This window comes from Shinella lacus, assembly GCF_010994755.1.
GTDB classification, from domain to species: domain Bacteria; phylum Pseudomonadota; class Alphaproteobacteria; order Rhizobiales; family Rhizobiaceae; genus Shinella; species Shinella lacus.
In genome coordinates, this window is sequence record NZ_WHSB02000022.1 from 21,928 (window position 1) to 38,612 (window position 16,685).

17 protein-coding genes and 1 pseudogene are annotated in these 16,685 nt (G+C 65.0%); 9 read left to right on the plus strand and 9 right to left on the minus strand.

Annotation, left to right across the window (positions count from 1 at the left end):
* Window positions 1-11 precede the first annotated feature (11 nt).
* The 6 genes from GB927_RS31850 to GB927_RS31875 are packed head-to-tail and all read left to right on the plus strand — an operon-like array spanning window position 12 to window position 5,221.
* Window positions 12-1,001, plus strand: a complete 990-nt coding sequence (locus GB927_RS31850) for an ABC transporter substrate-binding protein (protein ID WP_256121208.1) — start codon at window positions 12-14, stop codon at window positions 999-1,001.
* Window positions 1,002-1,016: 15 nt separating this feature from the next.
* Window positions 1,017-1,796, plus strand: a complete 780-nt coding sequence (locus tag GB927_RS31855; RefSeq protein WP_256121209.1) for an ABC transporter ATP-binding protein — start codon at window positions 1,017-1,019, stop codon at window positions 1,794-1,796.
* 32 nt (window positions 1,797-1,828) lie between these two features.
* Window positions 1,829-2,713 carry an ABC transporter permease gene (locus GB927_RS31860; RefSeq protein ID WP_256121268.1) on the plus strand — a complete coding sequence of 295 codons (885 nt, stop codon included), beginning with the start codon at window positions 1,829-1,831 and terminating at the stop codon, window positions 2,711-2,713.
* Between the two features lie 58 nt (window positions 2,714-2,771).
* Window positions 2,772-3,602, plus strand: coding sequence for a hormone-sensitive lipase (locus GB927_RS31865; RefSeq protein ID WP_256121210.1), 831 nt, complete (start codon window positions 2,772-2,774; stop codon window positions 3,600-3,602).
* Window positions 3,603-3,650: 48 nt separating this feature from the next.
* Window positions 3,651-4,469, plus strand: coding sequence for a coniferyl-alcohol dehydrogenase (locus GB927_RS31870; RefSeq protein WP_256121211.1), 819 nt, complete (start codon window positions 3,651-3,653; stop codon window positions 4,467-4,469).
* A 41-nt stretch (window positions 4,470-4,510) separates the two neighbouring features.
* Complete coding sequence (locus GB927_RS31875; RefSeq protein ID WP_256121212.1) at window positions 4,511-5,221, plus strand: substrate-binding periplasmic protein; 711 nt, start codon at window positions 4,511-4,513, stop codon at window positions 5,219-5,221.
* Here GB927_RS31875 and GB927_RS31880 read toward each other — a convergent pair.
* From GB927_RS31880 to GB927_RS31905, 7 genes and pseudogenes are all read right to left on the minus strand, one after another.
* A complete protein-coding gene (locus tag GB927_RS31880; RefSeq protein ID WP_256121213.1) occupies window positions 5,209-6,528 on the minus strand; it encodes a protoporphyrinogen/coproporphyrinogen oxidase in 1,320 nt (439 codons plus the stop codon). The two genes, GB927_RS31875 and GB927_RS31880, sit on opposite strands and share 13 nt — an antisense overlap.
* Before the next feature lie 155 nt (window positions 6,529-6,683).
* Window positions 6,684-7,010, minus strand: coding sequence for a helix-turn-helix transcriptional regulator (locus tag GB927_RS34530; protein ID WP_439655549.1), 327 nt, complete (start codon window positions 7,008-7,010; stop codon window positions 6,684-6,686).
* A gap of 60 nt (window positions 7,011-7,070) precedes the next feature.
* Window positions 7,071-7,745: pseudogene (locus GB927_RS34560) on the minus strand (hypothetical protein); the annotation flags it as partial.
* 76 nt (window positions 7,746-7,821) lie between these two features.
* Window positions 7,822-8,394 carry a UbiX family flavin prenyltransferase gene (locus GB927_RS31890; protein WP_256121215.1) on the minus strand — a complete coding sequence of 191 codons (573 nt, stop codon included), beginning with the start codon at window positions 8,392-8,394 and terminating at the stop codon, window positions 7,822-7,824.
* Window positions 8,391-9,224 carry a tryptophan 2,3-dioxygenase gene (gene kynA / locus GB927_RS31895; RefSeq protein WP_256121216.1) on the minus strand — a complete coding sequence of 278 codons (834 nt, stop codon included), beginning with the start codon at window positions 9,222-9,224 and terminating at the stop codon, window positions 8,391-8,393. Before kynA ends, GB927_RS31890 begins: the two co-directional genes overlap by 4 nt.
* Complete coding sequence (gene kynU, locus GB927_RS31900; RefSeq protein WP_256121217.1) at window positions 9,221-10,414, minus strand: kynureninase; 1,194 nt, start codon at window positions 10,412-10,414, stop codon at window positions 9,221-9,223. Before kynU ends, kynA begins: the two co-directional genes overlap by 4 nt.
* A 15-nt stretch (window positions 10,415-10,429) precedes the next feature.
* On the minus strand, window positions 10,430-11,821 hold the full coding sequence (locus tag GB927_RS31905) for an aldehyde dehydrogenase family protein (protein ID WP_256121218.1): 1,392 nt from the start codon (window positions 11,819-11,821) through the stop codon (window positions 10,430-10,432).
* Between the two features lie 174 nt (window positions 11,822-11,995).
* Here GB927_RS31905 and GB927_RS31910 point away from each other — a divergent pair, with 174 nt between their 5' ends.
* From GB927_RS31910 to GB927_RS31920, 3 genes are all read left to right on the plus strand, one after another.
* The gene (locus tag GB927_RS31910; protein ID WP_256121219.1) at window positions 11,996-13,324 is read left to right on the plus strand and encodes a UbiD family decarboxylase; all 1,329 of its coding nucleotides are present in this window, start codon (window positions 11,996-11,998) and stop codon (window positions 13,322-13,324) included.
* Window positions 13,321-13,848: a TIGR02444 family protein gene (locus tag GB927_RS31915; RefSeq protein WP_256121220.1), complete on the plus strand. Its 528-nt coding sequence runs from the start codon at window positions 13,321-13,323 to the stop codon at window positions 13,846-13,848. The genes GB927_RS31910 and GB927_RS31915 overlap by 4 nt, the downstream gene beginning before the upstream one ends.
* Window positions 13,849-13,966: 118 nt before the next feature.
* A complete protein-coding gene (locus GB927_RS31920) occupies window positions 13,967-14,350 on the plus strand; it encodes a RidA family protein (RefSeq protein ID WP_256121221.1) in 384 nt (127 codons plus the stop codon).
* Between the two features lie 22 nt (window positions 14,351-14,372).
* Here the strand turns inward: GB927_RS31920 and GB927_RS31925 are convergent, their stop codons facing one another.
* Window positions 14,373-15,677, minus strand: a complete 1,305-nt coding sequence (locus GB927_RS31925) for a branched-chain amino acid ABC transporter permease (protein ID WP_256121222.1) — start codon at window positions 15,675-15,677, stop codon at window positions 14,373-14,375.
* A complete protein-coding gene (locus GB927_RS31930; protein ID WP_256121223.1) occupies window positions 15,674-16,684 on the minus strand; it encodes a branched-chain amino acid ABC transporter permease in 1,011 nt (336 codons plus the stop codon). Before GB927_RS31930 ends, GB927_RS31925 begins: the two co-directional genes overlap by 4 nt.
* Window position 16,685: the final 1 nt, after the last annotated feature.

The window sequence follows — 16,685 nt, forward strand, 5'->3', positions numbered from 1 at the left end:
GGGAGGATTATATGGCAATTTTCCGCAGACAATTCCTGGCTGCCGCTTTTGCGCTGTCCGCATTCGGTTCGGTTGGCGTCAGCAATGCGACCGCCGAGCCAAAAACCGTCGCCATCGCCAATTTCGGTGAGCATCCAATCCTGAACACCGTGGTCGACGGCTTCAAAGCGGAAATTCTCGCCTCCGGGATGGTCGAGGGAAAGGACGTCGTGTTCACGCTTGACCATGTGAACTTCGACACCACCCTGATCCCGCAGATGATCGCCAAGATCGAGGCAACGAAACCGGCGCTCGTGCTCACCATCAGCACGCCGGTCAGCCAGAATTTCAAGAACCAGCTGGAAGGCAAGGGCATTCCGATGGTGTTCGCGGCGGTCACCGATCCCATCGCGGGCGGCCTCGTGCCATCCGCCGACAAGAGCGGCCCGAGCATGACCGGCGTTTCCGACGCGGTGAATGTCGAAGGGGTGATGCTCTTTACCCGCAAGCTGCTTCCGAATGCGAAGAAACTCGGCGTGCCGTTCAATCCCGGTGAAGCCAACGATGTCGCCACGGTCGAGCAGTTCACGCAGCATGCGGCCAAGTACGGCTTCGAAATCGCCGAGGTCGGCGTCGACAGCCCGAACGACATCCAGCCCCGCGTCGCGGCACTCGCCGCCAAGGTCGATGTCGTCTACGGTCTCGGATCGAGCCTCATCCAGCCGGCGATCGCGGCTGTCGTTGCCGCGACGAACGAGGCGAAGATTCCGCTGATCAACAACAATACCAACATGGTCGATACCGGCATCATCCCCGCCGCCGTCGGGGTCGGATACGAAAAGCACGGCCATATGGCTGGCAAGATCGCGGTGCGTATCCTCAAAGGCGAAAAGCCTTCCGACATCCCGCCCGCCTACCCCACGCCCGCGGACCAGTCGATCATGATCTCCAGGAAGGCGATGGAGCGCATCGGCATCACGATCCCGGAAAGCCTCGCCGATTGCGGCTGCATCGTTGACTGACGACCGGAGGACGTGATGCTTGAAATCAGCAATGCCCGCAAGACATTCTTCAAGGGCATGCCGGACGAGAAGGTGGCCCTTGACGGGCTGTCGCTCAAGCTCAACCGGGGAGACTTTGTTGTCGTGATCGGCAGCAACGGCGCCGGCAAGAGCACCATGATGAATGCAATCTCCGGCGCGCTGTTGGTGGATTCAGGCCGCATCGTCATCAATGGCGACGATGTCACGACAATGCCGGTGCATGCCCGCGCGCGCCATGTGGCGCGCGTCTTCCAGGATCCGATGAAGGGCACCGCCGCCTCGATGACGATCGCGGAGAACATGCTGCTGGCCGACCTTCGCCAGAACCCGGCAAGGCTGCGCCGGGGCCTGACGCCCCAGCGGCGTGAAAAATACCGCGAGCACCTTTCCTATCTGGGCCTCGGCCTCGAAAACCGGTTCGATACGCAGGTTTCGCTGCTGTCGGGCGGCCAGCGCCAATCCCTGTCGCTGGTCATGGCCGTCAGCGGCGAACCCGACGTCCTGCTTCTCGATGAGCATACGGCGGCGCTTGATCCGCGCACCGCCGATCTGGTGCTGAACGCAACGCTCAGGGCCGTGAACGCGCTGAAGCTGACCACGATGATGGTCACGCACAACATGGCCCATGCCGTGGAATACGGAAACCGCGTGATCATGCTGGACTCCGGCAAGGTGCTGCTGGAGCTTTCGGGCGAGGAAAAGGCCCGCGCTACGGTTCGAGACCTGATCGGTCATTTTTCCGTCAAGACAGACCGCATGGTTTTGGGAGTGTAGCCTTGATCGATATTTTCAATGCGTGGGTGGCGATGATTCCAGCCACGCTGGCGCAAAGCCTGATCCTGTCGTTTGTCGTGATGGCGGTGATGCTGCCGTTCAGAATCCTCAGCTTTCCCGACCTGACCTCGGAAGGCAGCTACCCGCTCGGCGGCTGTGTCTGCGCCATGACGCTGGTCGCGGGCGCCCCGCCGCTGGTCGCCCTGCTGGCGGCGGCGGCGGCGGGCTTTCTGGCGGGATGCCTGACCGCCTTCATTCATCTGCGCTTCCGCATCCACACCCTGCTGGCCGGAATCCTCATCACGACGATGCTCTATAGCATCAACCTGCGGATCATGGGCAAGGCCAATACGCCACTGTTTCAGGAAACCAAGATATTCGGCTGGCTCGCGGATGTGGGACTCACCGACAGCTGGGTCAAGATCGTCCTCGTCGGAGCCATGATCCTGTTGCTGGCGCTGGCGCTGAATCTCTGGTTCCTGACCGAGCACGGCACGGCGATGCGCGCCGTCGGCGCCAATGCGGAGATGGCCGAGGCGCAGGGTATCAACGTCTGGGGCGTGACGATCGGGGGCGTCGGCCTTGCCGGGGCCTGCGCGGCCTTCGGCGGCGGCTTGATGGCGCAGAGCCAGAGCTTTGCCGATGTCAACATGGGTCTCGGCGTGCTGATCAACGCGCTGGCGGCTCTGATGATCGGGGAAGGACTGATCGGCCGTAAAACCATCCAGCGACAGATCGCGGCGGTTGTTGTCGGCGCGGTGGTATACTACCAGCTCATTTCGGTTTGTCTCGCCGTCGGCCTGCCGCCGGGGGATCTGAAGATCGCCACAGGCGTCTTCGTCCTCATCATGCTGGCCGCGCCGAGCCTCGGCCTGAAGCGGGCCGGTGCGCAGCCAAAGGAATGTTTCAAGGAATGAGCTGGCTTTTACCGCCGGTAACCGCATATCGAAGCAATCGAATTCTGGGTGAGCGCACATGATCTACTATTCGGTCGATGACTGGACGAATGCCTATTCGAACACGATCCACATCGCTGGCGGAGATGGATGGCCAGCGCTGTGGACAGAGCTTGCCGCCGCCTATCGCGCCTCGGCCGAAGCAAACGGCAGGGCCAGACTCGGCCTTGCCTATGGCGACGGCGAGCGCGAGCGCTTCGATCTCTTCCTGCCTGCCGGAGAGCCGGAAGGCCTTGTCGTTTTCGTTCACGGCGGCTACTGGTCGGAACTCGACAACAGCTACTGGTCGCATCTGGCCGCAGGCAGCATCGACAGCGGCTACGCGGTCGCCATCCCCGGCTATTCGCTCTGCCCGGCGGTTCGCATCGCCGAGATCACGGTGCAGGTGGCGGCGGCGATAACCCGTGCTGCCGGAATGATCGCCGGACCCGTTCATCTGGCTGGTCATTCCGCAGGCGGCCATCTGGTCACGCGCATGCTGGCGGAGCAGTCGCCCCTCGGCGAGGCAGTCGCACGGCGCATTGCAAATACCGTCTCCATTTCCGGCGTCCACGATCTGCGTCCGCTCATGAGAACCGAGGTGAACGATGTCCTGCATCTCGACGTGCGCGAAGCGGCTGCGGAAAGCCCGGTCCTCTCGGTGCCGCGCGCGGGAACGCGCCTTCTGTGCTGGGTGGGTGCAAGCGAGCGCGCGGAGTTTCGCCGCCAGAATGCGCTTCTGGCCAATATCTGGGCCGGCCTCGGCGCCGAAACGGCAAGCTACGAGGAGCCCGACCGGCATCATTTCGATGTTCTGGACGGCCTCCTTACTCCCCATCATCCGCTGACACGAGCCCTTCTCGGCAACTGAAGAGGCGGTTGCCTGTCCCGTCACGCCGATTGCGCAGGAAAGAATGGAATGCAGCCGACAAACTGGCCTGAAAAGAACATCGTCGTCACCGGAGCCTCCTCCGGCATCGGCCTGCGGGTGGCCGAAATGCTGACGGAACGCGGCGCCCGGGTCATCGCTCTGGACCGGAAGCCGCCGCCGCTGGCTCTTTCGCGATATATACAGGTCGATCTCGGCGATCCCGACAGCATCGACGCGGCCGTCGCTTCGCTTGAGGAAGAGCCGGTCCATGGATTGTGCAACATCGCGGGCGTTCCCGAAACGGCGGGTGACGAGACTGTCTATAAGGTCAATTATCTCGGCCTGAAACGGCTTTCCGGCTGCCTCCTGCCACGCATGGCGCGCGGCGGCGCGATCGTCAATCTTGCGAGCACCGCCGGTCATATGTGGCATGAAAGGGCGAACCTGCTATGGGAACTCGCCAATATCGACGACTGGAACGAGGCCGAGGCATGGATCGATGCGCATTCGGTCATGTTCGAGGAAAGCTACAGCAAGTTCAAGGAGGCGTTGATCGTATGGACGCGGGCTGTCGCTAGCGGCTGGTACATGCGCCATGGCATCCGCATGAACGCCGTCAGCCCGGGGCCGGTGAAGACGCCGATCTTCGATGATTTCGTCAGCGCCTTCGGGATGCAGAATGTGGACGACATCCTTGAGCGCACGGGCCGCATAGCCCTCCCCGACGACATCGCCGCGCCTGTCCTTTTTCTGCTGGAGGATCAATCCCGATGGATCGTCGGGGTGGACCTTCCCACGGAAGGTGGGCTGTCCGCCTCCCGTTTCACCAGCGATATGCGCGAACGCGTGCATCCCGTACTACCCTGACCAACAGGGCTTCGACACAGTCCGTTCCCGAGGTTCCCGATATGAGCGCACAAACAGCCGATGCTCCGGAAAACGCCTTCGCAACCGGGGCACCGGCCAGACTCACGATTGTCGTTGAAGAGAGTTTTCCGCCCTTCGTTCATGCTGAGGACGGGCGCGCCGTCGGCTTGGCGATCGAGGCTCTCGACGCCGCAGCCCGGCTTGCCGGCGTGGAACTGGAATATATCCCCGCCCCCGCATCGAGCGTTCAGGCGATCATAGCCGCAGGCAGGGCGCAGGCCGCCTTCCCCCTTGCCGTCAATGCGGAGCGGCTCGCAGTGTTCGATTTCAGCGAGCCGGTACTGACGACCGGCGGCGGTTTTTTCGTCGCTGCCCCATCCCCCTCGCCATCAGATCTTGAGAGTCTGCGCGGCAAAACCGTCGCAACCCCGGCCACGGGGCCTCTCGCGGCGTTCCTACGCGCCAATGCGCCGGAAACGGCGCTTCTGCTGACGAAGGACTACATCGAGCCGTTGCGAATGGTGGTGTCCGGGCAGGCGGATGCGGCGGCGCTGAATCTGGAAGCGGGCACGCTGCTTGCCGGGCAGCACTTTTCCGGCCGGATAACCACACCGGCCGATCACTTCCTCAAGCTGCCGCTGGCGCTCGGCATGTCGAAACTTTGCCCGGAGAAGCGTCCGGTTCTGGAACGGCTGAACGATGCCATCAAATCTTCTGGCGATGCCGCAGGAAAACGTCCTCAGGCCCAGTGACGCAGGATATCCGCTGCCGCCCGTTCTCCGCTCGCCGCCGCGCCGGTGACCAGGGACTGGGCGAGATAGTCGCCACAGAAGTAGACCCGGCGGCGGGCGGCCGACTGACTGTCGCGGAACGCAGCCATATGCTGCGCATAGCCGGGATAGAACAGCGGCAACATGCGGGCAATCCACTGGTTATGAACATCGGAGCAGTCCCGTTCCAACGCCGGATAGAGTTCGCGCACCCGCTCGCGCACGATGGCGTCGAGCCTTCCGGTCATGTTTTCGCGAATCGCGTGTTCTACCCCTTCCGGTGACATCTGGGCATAGAGTTGCGGCGCCTGTCCGGTCTTTTCATTGCCCGGAACCTGCTGCCAGGTCGCGATCGGGCCTGCCGCATCCCGGCTGAAAAACCGCATGGCGGGGGCGACCTGTCGGTCGAGGCGATAGTGGACGATGCCGAGCGCGTTGTAGCGCACGTGCGCGAAGAAGGCCCGGTCCTCCTGCGGCAACTGCGGGAAAAGGCCGGCCGCACACGCGCCCTCGGTGGCGCACAGAACGAGATCGGCCTCGCCGACGAACGTTTCACCGCCGCGCTCGGCGTGGATGCGGGCAGGCCCCGTATCGGGCGTCTCTACCTGGAGAACCCTTATCCCGGTTTCGACGGCCAGTCCGGCCGCCAGCGCCTGCGGCAGCCGGCCCATGCCGCCGGCGGGGACATGCACGGTGTCGCGCCCCACCAGATGCGGCGTGACGGAAGCGAAGAAGGCCGCGGAGGCCTCATCGGCATTCCAGTTGCGCGTGCCCCGGAAGACCGGCTCCACCATGCGCTCCAGCACGCCCGCGCCGAGAACGCGGCGAATGTAGGCCGCAAGGGTTTCCTGATCCTCCCTCGACGCGGAGGCCGCATCGTCGGGATCGACATGGCCGCGCGCGGCGAGCGCCCGCAGGCCGAAGGCGATGAAGCGCAGCCGTTCGCCGATTGAAATGCCCGGCGTGAGCAGGCTTTTGACGCCCGGCATGAGTTCCACGCTCCAGCGCTCGCCGATCCCATCACACTCCGCCGAAAGGCCGCGGATCGGAGTAAGGGCCGGCGTCAATCCGATCTCGTCCAGCAGGGCGTTGAAAGGTCGGCTGAAGCTGTAGAGGAGCCGCGCGCCCGCGTTGAACCGGATGCCGCGGACCTCCCTGTCGCCGACCCGTCCGCCCGGGACGTCGCCCGCCTCCAGCACGCGAACGGAATGGCCAGCCTCCGCCAGCCGCCTTGCCGCGACAAGCCCGGCGATACCCGCCCCGATGACGATTATGTTCTGGCCGCCCATCTTCCACCTGACCGATGCACTCTTCCACGCAACGCACTAATTGCGCCAGCCTCACTCCGGGCCGCAATCGACGGCAAGCCGGGAGCGGCCCGGAAAGGCGGAATTCGACAAAACGACGCCCGGAAGACGAACCCCGATTGCCGGCCTTGCCGGTTTCAGGTCTTTCCGGCGCGGGCCAGCTTTTGCCGCGCCTGGTTGGGGGTAACGCCGAAATGGCCGCGAAACGCGGAGGTGAAGCTGGCCTGATGGCGAAAGCCCACCGCCGAGGCGACGGCGGCGATGGAGGTTTCGTCCTCGGCCAGAAGTTCCATGGCACGATCCATCCGGTGACGGTTGCGATAGGCGAAGATCGTTGTGCCGTAGAGCAGGCGAAAACCGCTTTTCAGTTTGGTGGTGTTGGTCCCGAGCTTCCGCGCCAGGCGGGGAATGGTCTGCGATTCGGAGAAATCGGTGGCCAGGACCTCGCGCGCACGCTCGAACATGGCCAGTTCCCGCGCCGTGAAAACGACCGATTGCTCCTCCGCCTTGCCGCCCCGCTCGAGCGCATCGACGGAAAGGACGACGAGTTCCAGGATGCAGGCGAGCGCGCGCGGCAGTTCGCGGGGACCCTGGAAGTCGATTTCAAAGAGATCGCGCAGCCGCCGCAGGAAATCGGGATCGATCTGGCGCTCCATCATCGCCATCGTTCCCTCGTCGGGTGCGAACAGTTGCCGCATCCGGCTCTCCTGCGCATCTATGCCGAAACTTTCGCGCAGCAGGGCGGGCTGGGCGTAGATGCTCACCATCTTGTAGGTTCCCGGCTGGCAGACGACGTCATAGGCCATTCCCGCCGCCTGCTGGCATACCATCAACGAAACGTTGGCCGGCGCCTTCGCATCGTCCGCTTGCGGCAGCGACAGTTCAACCGGGCCTTCGAGCAGGATGTGGAACTCGAGCAGCCCGTCGGCGACCACGCGCTCATGACGCACCGTGAAATATTCGCAATCCGTCATGACGGCGAACAATCCGTCGCCGGGCGAAAGGAAGCGCCACGATCCCCTGCCCTCGCCCGGATCGAGATCCGCGCGGGCGTAGAACAGGCCGAGGCGCGTGTCGATCTTCCGATGCACATCGGCCGTCAGGAGGTTGCGGAATGCAGCGACGGTCGTTCCCTCGGGCCCTGCGAAACTGGCGCGGAACAGGCCTCTGTTCCGCGCGGTGGCGTCATTCTCAATCATCCATTTCTCCGGCCGCGTTCGCGCGGGCCAGGCAATCTAGCATCTATCGGAAAAAATTTGCATGGGACTCCTGGCGTTAGCCGGGCTCTTTCCAACGCCGCGCCAAACCGTTGTCGATCCCGAACAGATCGAGCACGCGGCCGATCGAGTGGTCGATCATCTCGTCGAGGCTATTCGGCTTGGCATAGAAGGCCGGCAGCGGCGGTGCGATGACGGCGCCCATTTCCGCAAGCTGCGTCATGGTGCGCAAGTGCCCCAGATGCAGCGGCGTCTCCCGCACCATCAGCAAGAGGCGGCGACGCTCCTTCAGCGTGACGTCGGCGGCGCGCGTCAGCAGGCCCGAGGTCACGCCGGTGGCGATCTCCGACATGGAGCGCACCGAGCAGGGCGCGACGATCATGCCCATGGTGCGGAAGGAACCGGAGGATATCCCCGCGCCGATATCCGTCTGCGCATGCCAGTGGGCGGCGAGCGCCCGCACCTCGGCGACCTTGAGGTCGGTCTCGTGCGCCAGCGTGATCTCGGCGGAGCGGGACATGACGAGATGCGTCTCGACGCCCGCCTCGCCGAGCGCCGTCAGCAGGCGCACGCCATAGATGACGCCCGACGCGCCGGAAATGCCGACGACGATGCGCCTCGCCCCGCTCAAAGGTCGGTCCTGACATTCCAGAGTTCGGGAAACAGCACGACCTCCAGCATCTTGCGCAGGTAGGAAACCCCGCCGGTGCCGCCGGTTCCGCGCTTGAAACCGATAATGCGCTCCACCGTGGTCACATGGTTGAAGCGCCAGCGGCGGAAATAATCCTCGAAGTCGATCAGTTTCTCGGCCAGCTCGTAAAGCGGCCAGTGGCGTTCGGGATCGGCATAGACCTGCCGCCAGGCTTTCTGCACCTTGGGATTGATGGCGCGGGCCTGCCGGATATCGGCGCGCGGCTCGTCGCCGACATCGAAGCCGTTGCGCGCTAGCAGCGCGATCGCCTCGTCGTAGATCGATTTTTGCGAGAGGATGCCTTCCAGCGTCTCGATGATCTCGGCCCGGTGCTCATGCGGCCGCAGCATCGCGAGATTGCGGTTGCCCGCGAGATATTCGATGGCCCGGTACTGCCAGGACTGGAAGCCGGAGGATTGCCCCAGCGAGGGCCGCATGATGTTGTATTCGGAGGGCGTCATGGTGCGAAGCACGTCCCAGGCCGAATTCAACTGATCGAAGATGCGCGCCACCCGCGTCAGCATCTTGAAGGCCGGTTGCAAGCGGTCCTCGCTGATTGCTTGTGCCGCCGAGCGCATTTCGTGGATGGCGAGCTTCATCCACAGTTCCGAAGTCTGGTGCTGGACGATGAACAGCAGTTCGTCATGCGCTTCGGACAGGGGCTGCTGCGCGCTGAGCACCTGATCCAATTGCAGATAGTCCCCGTAGGACATTTTCCGCGAGAAGGACATTTGCGCGCCTTCGACGGCGGGATCATAGGGTTGCGTCATGTCACGGCAGCCTTGCGATGGTAATCGGGATTGTCCCAAAGGCGCTTGTCCAGCACCTCGGCGAGAATGGCGACGGCCCTGTCGATATCCGACGGGCCGATATAGAGCGGCGTGAAGCCGAAGCGCATGGAATCGGGCGCGCGAAAATCGCCGATCACGCCCCGGTCGATCAAGGCCTGCATGACCGCATAGGCGTGCGGATGGCGGAAGGACACCTGGCTTCCGCGCCGGGCGGGATCGCGCGGGCTGCCCAGCTCCAGCCCCGGACAGGCGGCCTCCACCCCGGCGATGAACCGCTCGGACAGTTCGATGGAGCGGGCGCGCACGTCGCGCATGTCGATCCCTTCCCACGCGTCGAGGGCGGCGTCGAGCACGGTGAGCGCGATGACCGGCGGCGTGCCGACACGCATCCGCTCGATTCCCGGCGCGGGACGGTAGTCGAGATCGAAGGCGAAAGGCGCTTCATGGCCCATCCAGCCGGAGAGGCTTGGACGCGCCCGCTCTGCATGGCGCGGCGCGACATAGATGAAGGCCGGAGCGCCCGGCCCGCCATTCAGATATTTATAGGTGCAGCCGACCGCGAAATCCGCATCCGCCCCGGTCAGGTCGACATCGACCGCGCCGGCGGAATGGGCGAGATCCCAGATCGCCAGCGCGCCCGCCGCATGGGCGGCGGCGGTGATGCGCTTCATGTCGTGGCGCCGGCCGGTACGGTAATCGACCTCGGTGATCAGCGTCGCCGCCACGCTCCCGTCGATGGCGTCCTCCATCGCCTCCGGCTCCACCACCTTGAGCTCGTATCCACGCCCGAGCGCGGCCAGAAGGCCCTGCGCCACATAAAGATCGGACGGGAAGTTGCCGCTGTCGGAGAGCACCACGCGCCGCTCCGGATTGAGGCCGAGGGCCGCCGACAATGCCTGGTAGACCTTGATGGAAAGCGTATCGCCCATCACCACCGTGCCGGGGGCGGCACCGATCAACTTGGCCACCCGGTCCCCCACCTTGCGCGGCTGCACGTACCAGCCGGCGCTGTTCCAGCCGCGGATAAGCTCGTTGCCCCATTCCTCGGCCAGCATCCGGGCAAGGCGCTCTCCGGCGGCGACGGGAAGCGGACCGAGCGAATTGCCGTCCAGGTAGACAACCCCTTGAGGCAGGTGGAAGACGGCGCGGGTGGCGGAGAAGTCGGTCATGGGGAAAGTCCTGGATCAAGCGGCCACGGAACGGATGACGATCGCCTTCTTTCGCAGGAACCGGCCGAAACCGCCATAGCCGTAGCGCGTGCCGCCAAGGCCCGAGCAGCCGAAGGCGGTCTTTTCCGCGCGCGCGCCGACGCCGCCCATCGTGTCGAAATCGTTGATCCACATGCCGCCGGCATTGATGCGGCTGCCGATGGCGATGGCCTTTTCCTCCGCCCCGATCACGGCGGCGGAGAGGCCGAATTCCGTGTCGTTGGCAAGCCGGACGGCCTCTTCCTCGGTGTCGAAGGCCATGATCGGGACGATGGGGCCGAAGGTCTCGTCGCGCATGACGGCCATGTCCTGCCTGACGTTCACCAGCACGGTCGGCTCGCACCACAACCCGCCGCCATGCTCGACGATATTGCCGCCGGTCAGCACCTGCGCGCCCTTGGCGAGCGCGTCGGCAAGCTGGGCGCGCAGGATCTCCGCCTGGCGGGCGAAGATGACCGGCCCCAGTTCGCCGGACTTGATATCGTCCGTGTTCATCTTCAGCGCCTGCATGCGCTCGACCACGCGGGCGCAGACCGCGTCATAGACGCCGCGCTGCACATAGACGCGCTCGATGGCGCAGCAGAGCTGGCCGGAATTCTCGACCGACCCGCGCACGATGATCTCCGCCGCGAAATCCGATTCGGCGCTGTCCAGCACCACGGCGGGGTCGCTGCCGCCAAGCTCGAGGAACACGGTCTTGAACTGCGAGGCGGCCTGCTGCTGCACCTTGCGGCCGGTCGCGACCGACCCGGTGAAGACCAGCGTGTCGGTGAGATCGACCACCATCGCACCCGTCTCGCCGTCGCCCTCGAACACATCGAGCACGTCGCGCAGATGCTCGACCTCGGCGATGGCCTTGCGGAACGGGGCGATGAAGCGCGGCGTCACTTCCGAAGGCTTGATCGCCACCGCCGAGCCGGCAAGCAGCGCCGTGATGGCGTCGATCATGCACAGGATCAGCGGATAGTTCCACGGCGAGACAATGCCGACCAGCTCATAGGGCACATATTGCTGCCGGAAGCGCAGCGTCGGATCGGAGGAATTGCCGCTCGCCTCCGCCATCGCCTCGGCGGCGGTGGCGCAGCGCATCCGGGTGATGCCCTTGAGGCCTTCGATTTCGTTGACCGACCATTCGTAGCGGCCGGTATCGGCGCACAGCGCCTGCAGGATCGCGTCGTAGTGCCGGTCGACGGCATCGCAAAGCGCGATCATCGCCTTGGCGCGCCCCTCGATGCCGAGCGCCTGCCAGGCGGGCTGGGCGGCGCGCAACTGCTTGCAGCGGGCCTCCAATGCCTCGCGGCTGAGCGGAGTGATCGTGTAATCGTTCGCGCCGGTGCGCGGATTGCGAATGTCGAGCGTGCGGGCCATGGGGCAATTCCTCTCTGATCTGACCGGAGCATGGCCCAGCATCGCCTCGCGGCAAAGGGGCGGCCGCACCCCTAAAACCGAATTCCAAAAAAATTGGGCGGGCAAGATAAAAGGGATGGCTGTTGCCCGCCGCCGCAACGGGGTTAACCTGAAGCATCGAACAAGGAGACGATTATGCGGCGATTCATCGACGATCTTGCCCGGCGGGGCGAACTTGCCACGGTGCGCCGGCCTGTCGATCCGCGCCATCAGCTCGCCGCCGTCACCAAGGCCGTCCAGAAAGCCGGCGAAAAGGCCGTGTTGTTCGAAGCGGTCGAGGGAACGGTCTTTTCCGTCGTCTCCAATCTCTACGGCAGCCACGACCGGCTTTGCCGGCTGGTCGGCGCCACCGACAAGACCTTCTGCCAGCGCTGGATCGAGCTGACCGACGCCTGCATCGCCAGCCGCGACGCCGATGTGCTGGAACCGGCTCCGGACGCGGTGGAGGCGGAGTTCGTCTCGGGCACCTTGTCCGACCTGCCGGCCATCACCTATCACGGGTGCGATGCCGGGCCTTACTTCACCTCGGCGATCTTCCTGGCGCGCGAGCCCGACAGCGGCGTTCCCAACCTCTCCTTCCACCGCTCCATGCATGTGTCCGACGACGAGCTGCGGGTGCGCCTTGGCTCGACGCACGATCTCGCCCGCTATCAGGCCAAGGCGGAATCGCGCGGCGAGGCGCTGGAGGCGGCGCTGCTCCTGTCCTGCCCGCCGGAAATCTTCCTCTCCGCCTGCGCCTCGCTGCCCTATGAGGCATCCGAGCTGGTGATGGCCGCGCAGATTGCCGGCGGCAAGATCCCGATGCGCCGCTGCAAGACCATCGATCTCGACGTTCCCGCTTCCGTCGACATCGTCGTGGAAGGCCGCTTCCTGCCCAACGTCAAGCGGCCGGAAGGCCCGTTCGGCGAGTTCATGGGCAACTATGTCGGCGTCGGCGACAATCACGTCTTCGAGGTGACCCATGTGAGCTGGCGGCCGGGCGCGGTCTTCCATGCGCTGGTCTGCGGCTCGCCGGAGGATCTGCGGCCGCTGGAAGCCGTCACAGCCGCGCGCGTCTATCGCCATGTCGCGGCGCAGGTGCCGGGCGTCATAGACGTCTGCTGCCGCCCGAACGTAATGATCTCGATCATCAAGATCCGCAAGACCTACGAGGGCCAGGGCAAGCACGCCATCCTCGCAGCGCTCGGCTCCTATCTCGATTACAACAAGGTGGTGATCGTGGTGGACGAGGATGTGGACATCTACGATCTCGACGACGTGATGTGGGCCTATATGACCCGAGGACGCGCCGATACACGCGCCATGATCCTCAACGATGTTCCGGGCTTCTACCGCGACCCGCACAAGGATCACTGGGGGAGGCTCTGCATCGACGCCACCATGCCTTTCGGCCGCGAGGCGGAATTCGCCCGCAAGTCCATTCCCGGCGAAGACGGCATCGATCTTCGCGAATGGCTCGCATGAGCAGGTTTCCCGAACATCCCGCCTGGGATTTCATCACCCGCCTCTATGCCCGGCCGGACGTCGCACCCGCCTGCCTTGCGCTGCAGGAGCGCCACGACATCGACGTGACGCTGATGCTGTTCTGCCTGTGGCGCGGGACTGTCGGCGGCAGCATCCCGGATGGAGAGATGGCCGCGCTGGCGGCAGCCGCGCGGGACTGGCGCGAAGCGACCGTCCTGCCGATCCGCGCCGCCCGGCGCTGGCTGAAGCAGCAGCCGGAACAATACGGCCTCTATGCCAGCGTGCTGGCGACGGAAATCGATTGCGAACATGGCGAATTGCTGATGCTGGCGCAGCTCGCCGGTTCGCTCGACTGCAAGGGACAGCCGGCGGCGGAAACGATGGCCGCCAACCTCGAGACGTTCTTCCACGCCTGGGGCGTCCGGCCGGACGAACAGGACCGGCCGGCCGTGGCCGCGATCCTCGCTGCCGCCAAGGCCATGGCCGAGGCCAGGCGCGCTCCGCCACAACAGCCGGTCACGTAAAACAAGCGCCCGATCGCGCAAGTCCCGGCCATTCCTTGCTCATGCAAATCCGGCGAAAGTGCCGGCGCGGTTCAGCGGAACCGTTTCAAGACCAAGCAAGAGCGAGGAGTTTGCCAGCATGAAGAACCGGATTTTCTCAGGAGCGCCGTCGGAAGACTTCGCCGGATATGCCAAGGCGGTGATCGACGGTCCGACGATTTACGTATCCGGTACGATGGGCCAGGACCCCGATACAGGCGCGATGCCGGAGGGTGTCGCCGAGCAGGCGCGCAACGCGCTCGCCTCGATCGGCAAGGCGCTCGAAGCCGCCGGCGCGGGCCTGAAGAACGCCGTGGCCTGCCGCGTCTATATCACCGACGGCTCTTATCTGAAGGACGTGGCGACGGTGCTCGGCGAGACGTTCCGCGATATCCGGCCGACCAACACCCTGCTGATCTGCCAGTTGCCCGCCCCCGGCGCGAAGATCGAGATCGAGCTGACCGCCTCCACCCGCGCGGAATGACCGTTGCGGTTCCCCGGAAGGATCACTTTCCGGGGATAAGGCCCTGCGGACGGAACCGCAGCATCAGGATCAGGATCGCGCCCATCACCACCAGGCGCATATGGGCGGCGCTTTCGACGAGATGATGCTTGAGCGGCGAGCCATCCGCCATGCCGGCGGTGGCGAGCCTCATCAGGCCGGTGCCCCAGGGCTCCACCTGCACCCACAGATACCAGATCAGGAAGCCGCCGAGCACCGAGCCGAGATTGCTGCCGGAACCGCCGACCACGACCATCACCCAGATCAGGAAGGTGTATCGCATCGGCTGGAAGGCGCCGGGCGTCAACTGGCTCTCCATGGTGGCGAGCATGGCGCCCGCGATGCCGAGCACGGCGCAGCCGAGCACGAAGATCTGGAGGTGACGCCGGGTGACGTCCTTGCCCATCGCCGCGGCGGCGACCTCGTTGTCGCGGATCGCCCGCATCATCCGTCCCCAGGGCGAATGCAGCGCTGCGTTCGACAGCCAGATCAGCGCCAGCAGCACCACCAAGAACATGGCGGCATAGAGAAGCTTCACCGCAATCGCCGAGGCCGATGCCGGGTTCGCCCCCAGTGCGGACACCAGCGACAGGAAGGTCTCGTTCGCCTGGAGATCGATTTCATAGGGCACGGGACGGGGAATATCGACGATGTTCTTGACGCCGCGATCCAGCCATTCCTCGTTCTTCATCACGGCGATGACGATCTCGGCGATGCCGAGCGTGGCGATGGCGAGATAATCGGAGCGAAGGCCGAGCGCCGTCTTGCCGATCAGCCAGCCCGCGCCGGCGGCAAGCAGCCCGCCGACCGGCCAGGAAAGCAGCACCGGCAGGCCGAGGCCGCCGATATTGCCCTGCAGGGCCGGATTGATCGCCTCGACGGCGGCAACCGCCGGATCGAGAACCCACCGGTAGAACACGAAGCCGGCCACCAGCAGCACGGCAAGCGCCAGCACACCGGAAAGGCTGCCCGCCAGCCGCCGGTAAAGGAGCGCGGCGGCGGCGATGACCGCGCCGCCGAAGATGAGCGCGGCGAGAATGCGCAGGCCGCCCGCCTGCCAGGCGCCCGGCACCGGGTCCATCGCCACCAGCACCGTCGCCAGCCCGCCGAGCGCGATGAAGCCCATCGTGCCGACATTGTAGAGGCCGGCATAGCCCCACTGGATGTTGACGCCGAGCGCCATGATCGCCGAGAGGAGGCCCATATTGACGATGGTCAGCGCCGCATTCCAGCTCTGGGTCAATCCGGTCAGCACGATCAGCGCGCCGACCAGAAGGAAAAGCAGGGCGTTTCGTGTCGTCTGGCTCATGCCGTCTTGCCTCGGAAAATGCCGGTGGGCCGGAACAGGAGAACGAGAACAAGAACGGCGAAGCTGACGGCGATCTTGTAATCGGTGGCGAGGAATTGCAGCAAGCCTTCCGGCTGCCAGCCTTGCGGAAGCAGGTACGAGGCCACCTTCTTGAAGCTGTAGGTGAAGAGAACCTCGGAGAAGGCGATCACGAAGCCGCCGGGGACCGCGCCGAGCGGATTGCCGAGCCCGCCGACCACCGCCGCCGCGAAGACCGGCAGCAGGAGCTGGAAATAGGTGATCGGACGGAAGGACTTGTCGAGGCCGTAGAGGACGCCGGCCAGCGTCGCCAGCATCGCCGAGAGCACCCAGACGATCATCACCACCCTTTCCGGGTTGATGCCGGAGAGCAGCGCGAGATTCTCGTTGTCGGAGAAGGCGCGCATCGACTTGCCGGTGCGGGTGCGCGTCAGGAACCAGTGCAGCCAGCCGACGGCGACGGCCGTGGCGACAATGGTGATGACCTGCGCGGTGCGCAGCGCCACGGTCTCGCCAAGGCCCGTCCAGGTTCGGAACTGAGCCGCCGTGAAGACGAAGCGGGCGCCGTCGGCGAACTGCCTGTCGTCCACCCCGATGAAGATGCGCACGAGGCCGCCCATCACGAACATGACGCCGAGCGAGGTCATGACCAGCGTGATCGAGGCGACCTTGCGGTTGCGATAGGGCCGATAGACGAGCCGGTCGGTCGCCAGCACCATCAGCACCGTGGCGGCGAAGCCGAACGGCAGGGCGATGAGCGGCGTCGGCAGCGGCGCGATGCTGACGCCCGCCGCCTGCAATCCCCATGTGGCCAGGATCGTGGCCATGGTGCCGAAGGCCATGGTGTCGCCATGGGCGAAATTGGAAAAGCGCAGGATGCCATAGACCAGCGTCGCGCCGAGAGCGCCGAGCGCAAGCTGGCACCCGTAGGTCATGCCCGGCAGCAGCACGAAATTCGCAAAGGCGACGAGCGCGTTCAATATATCCATT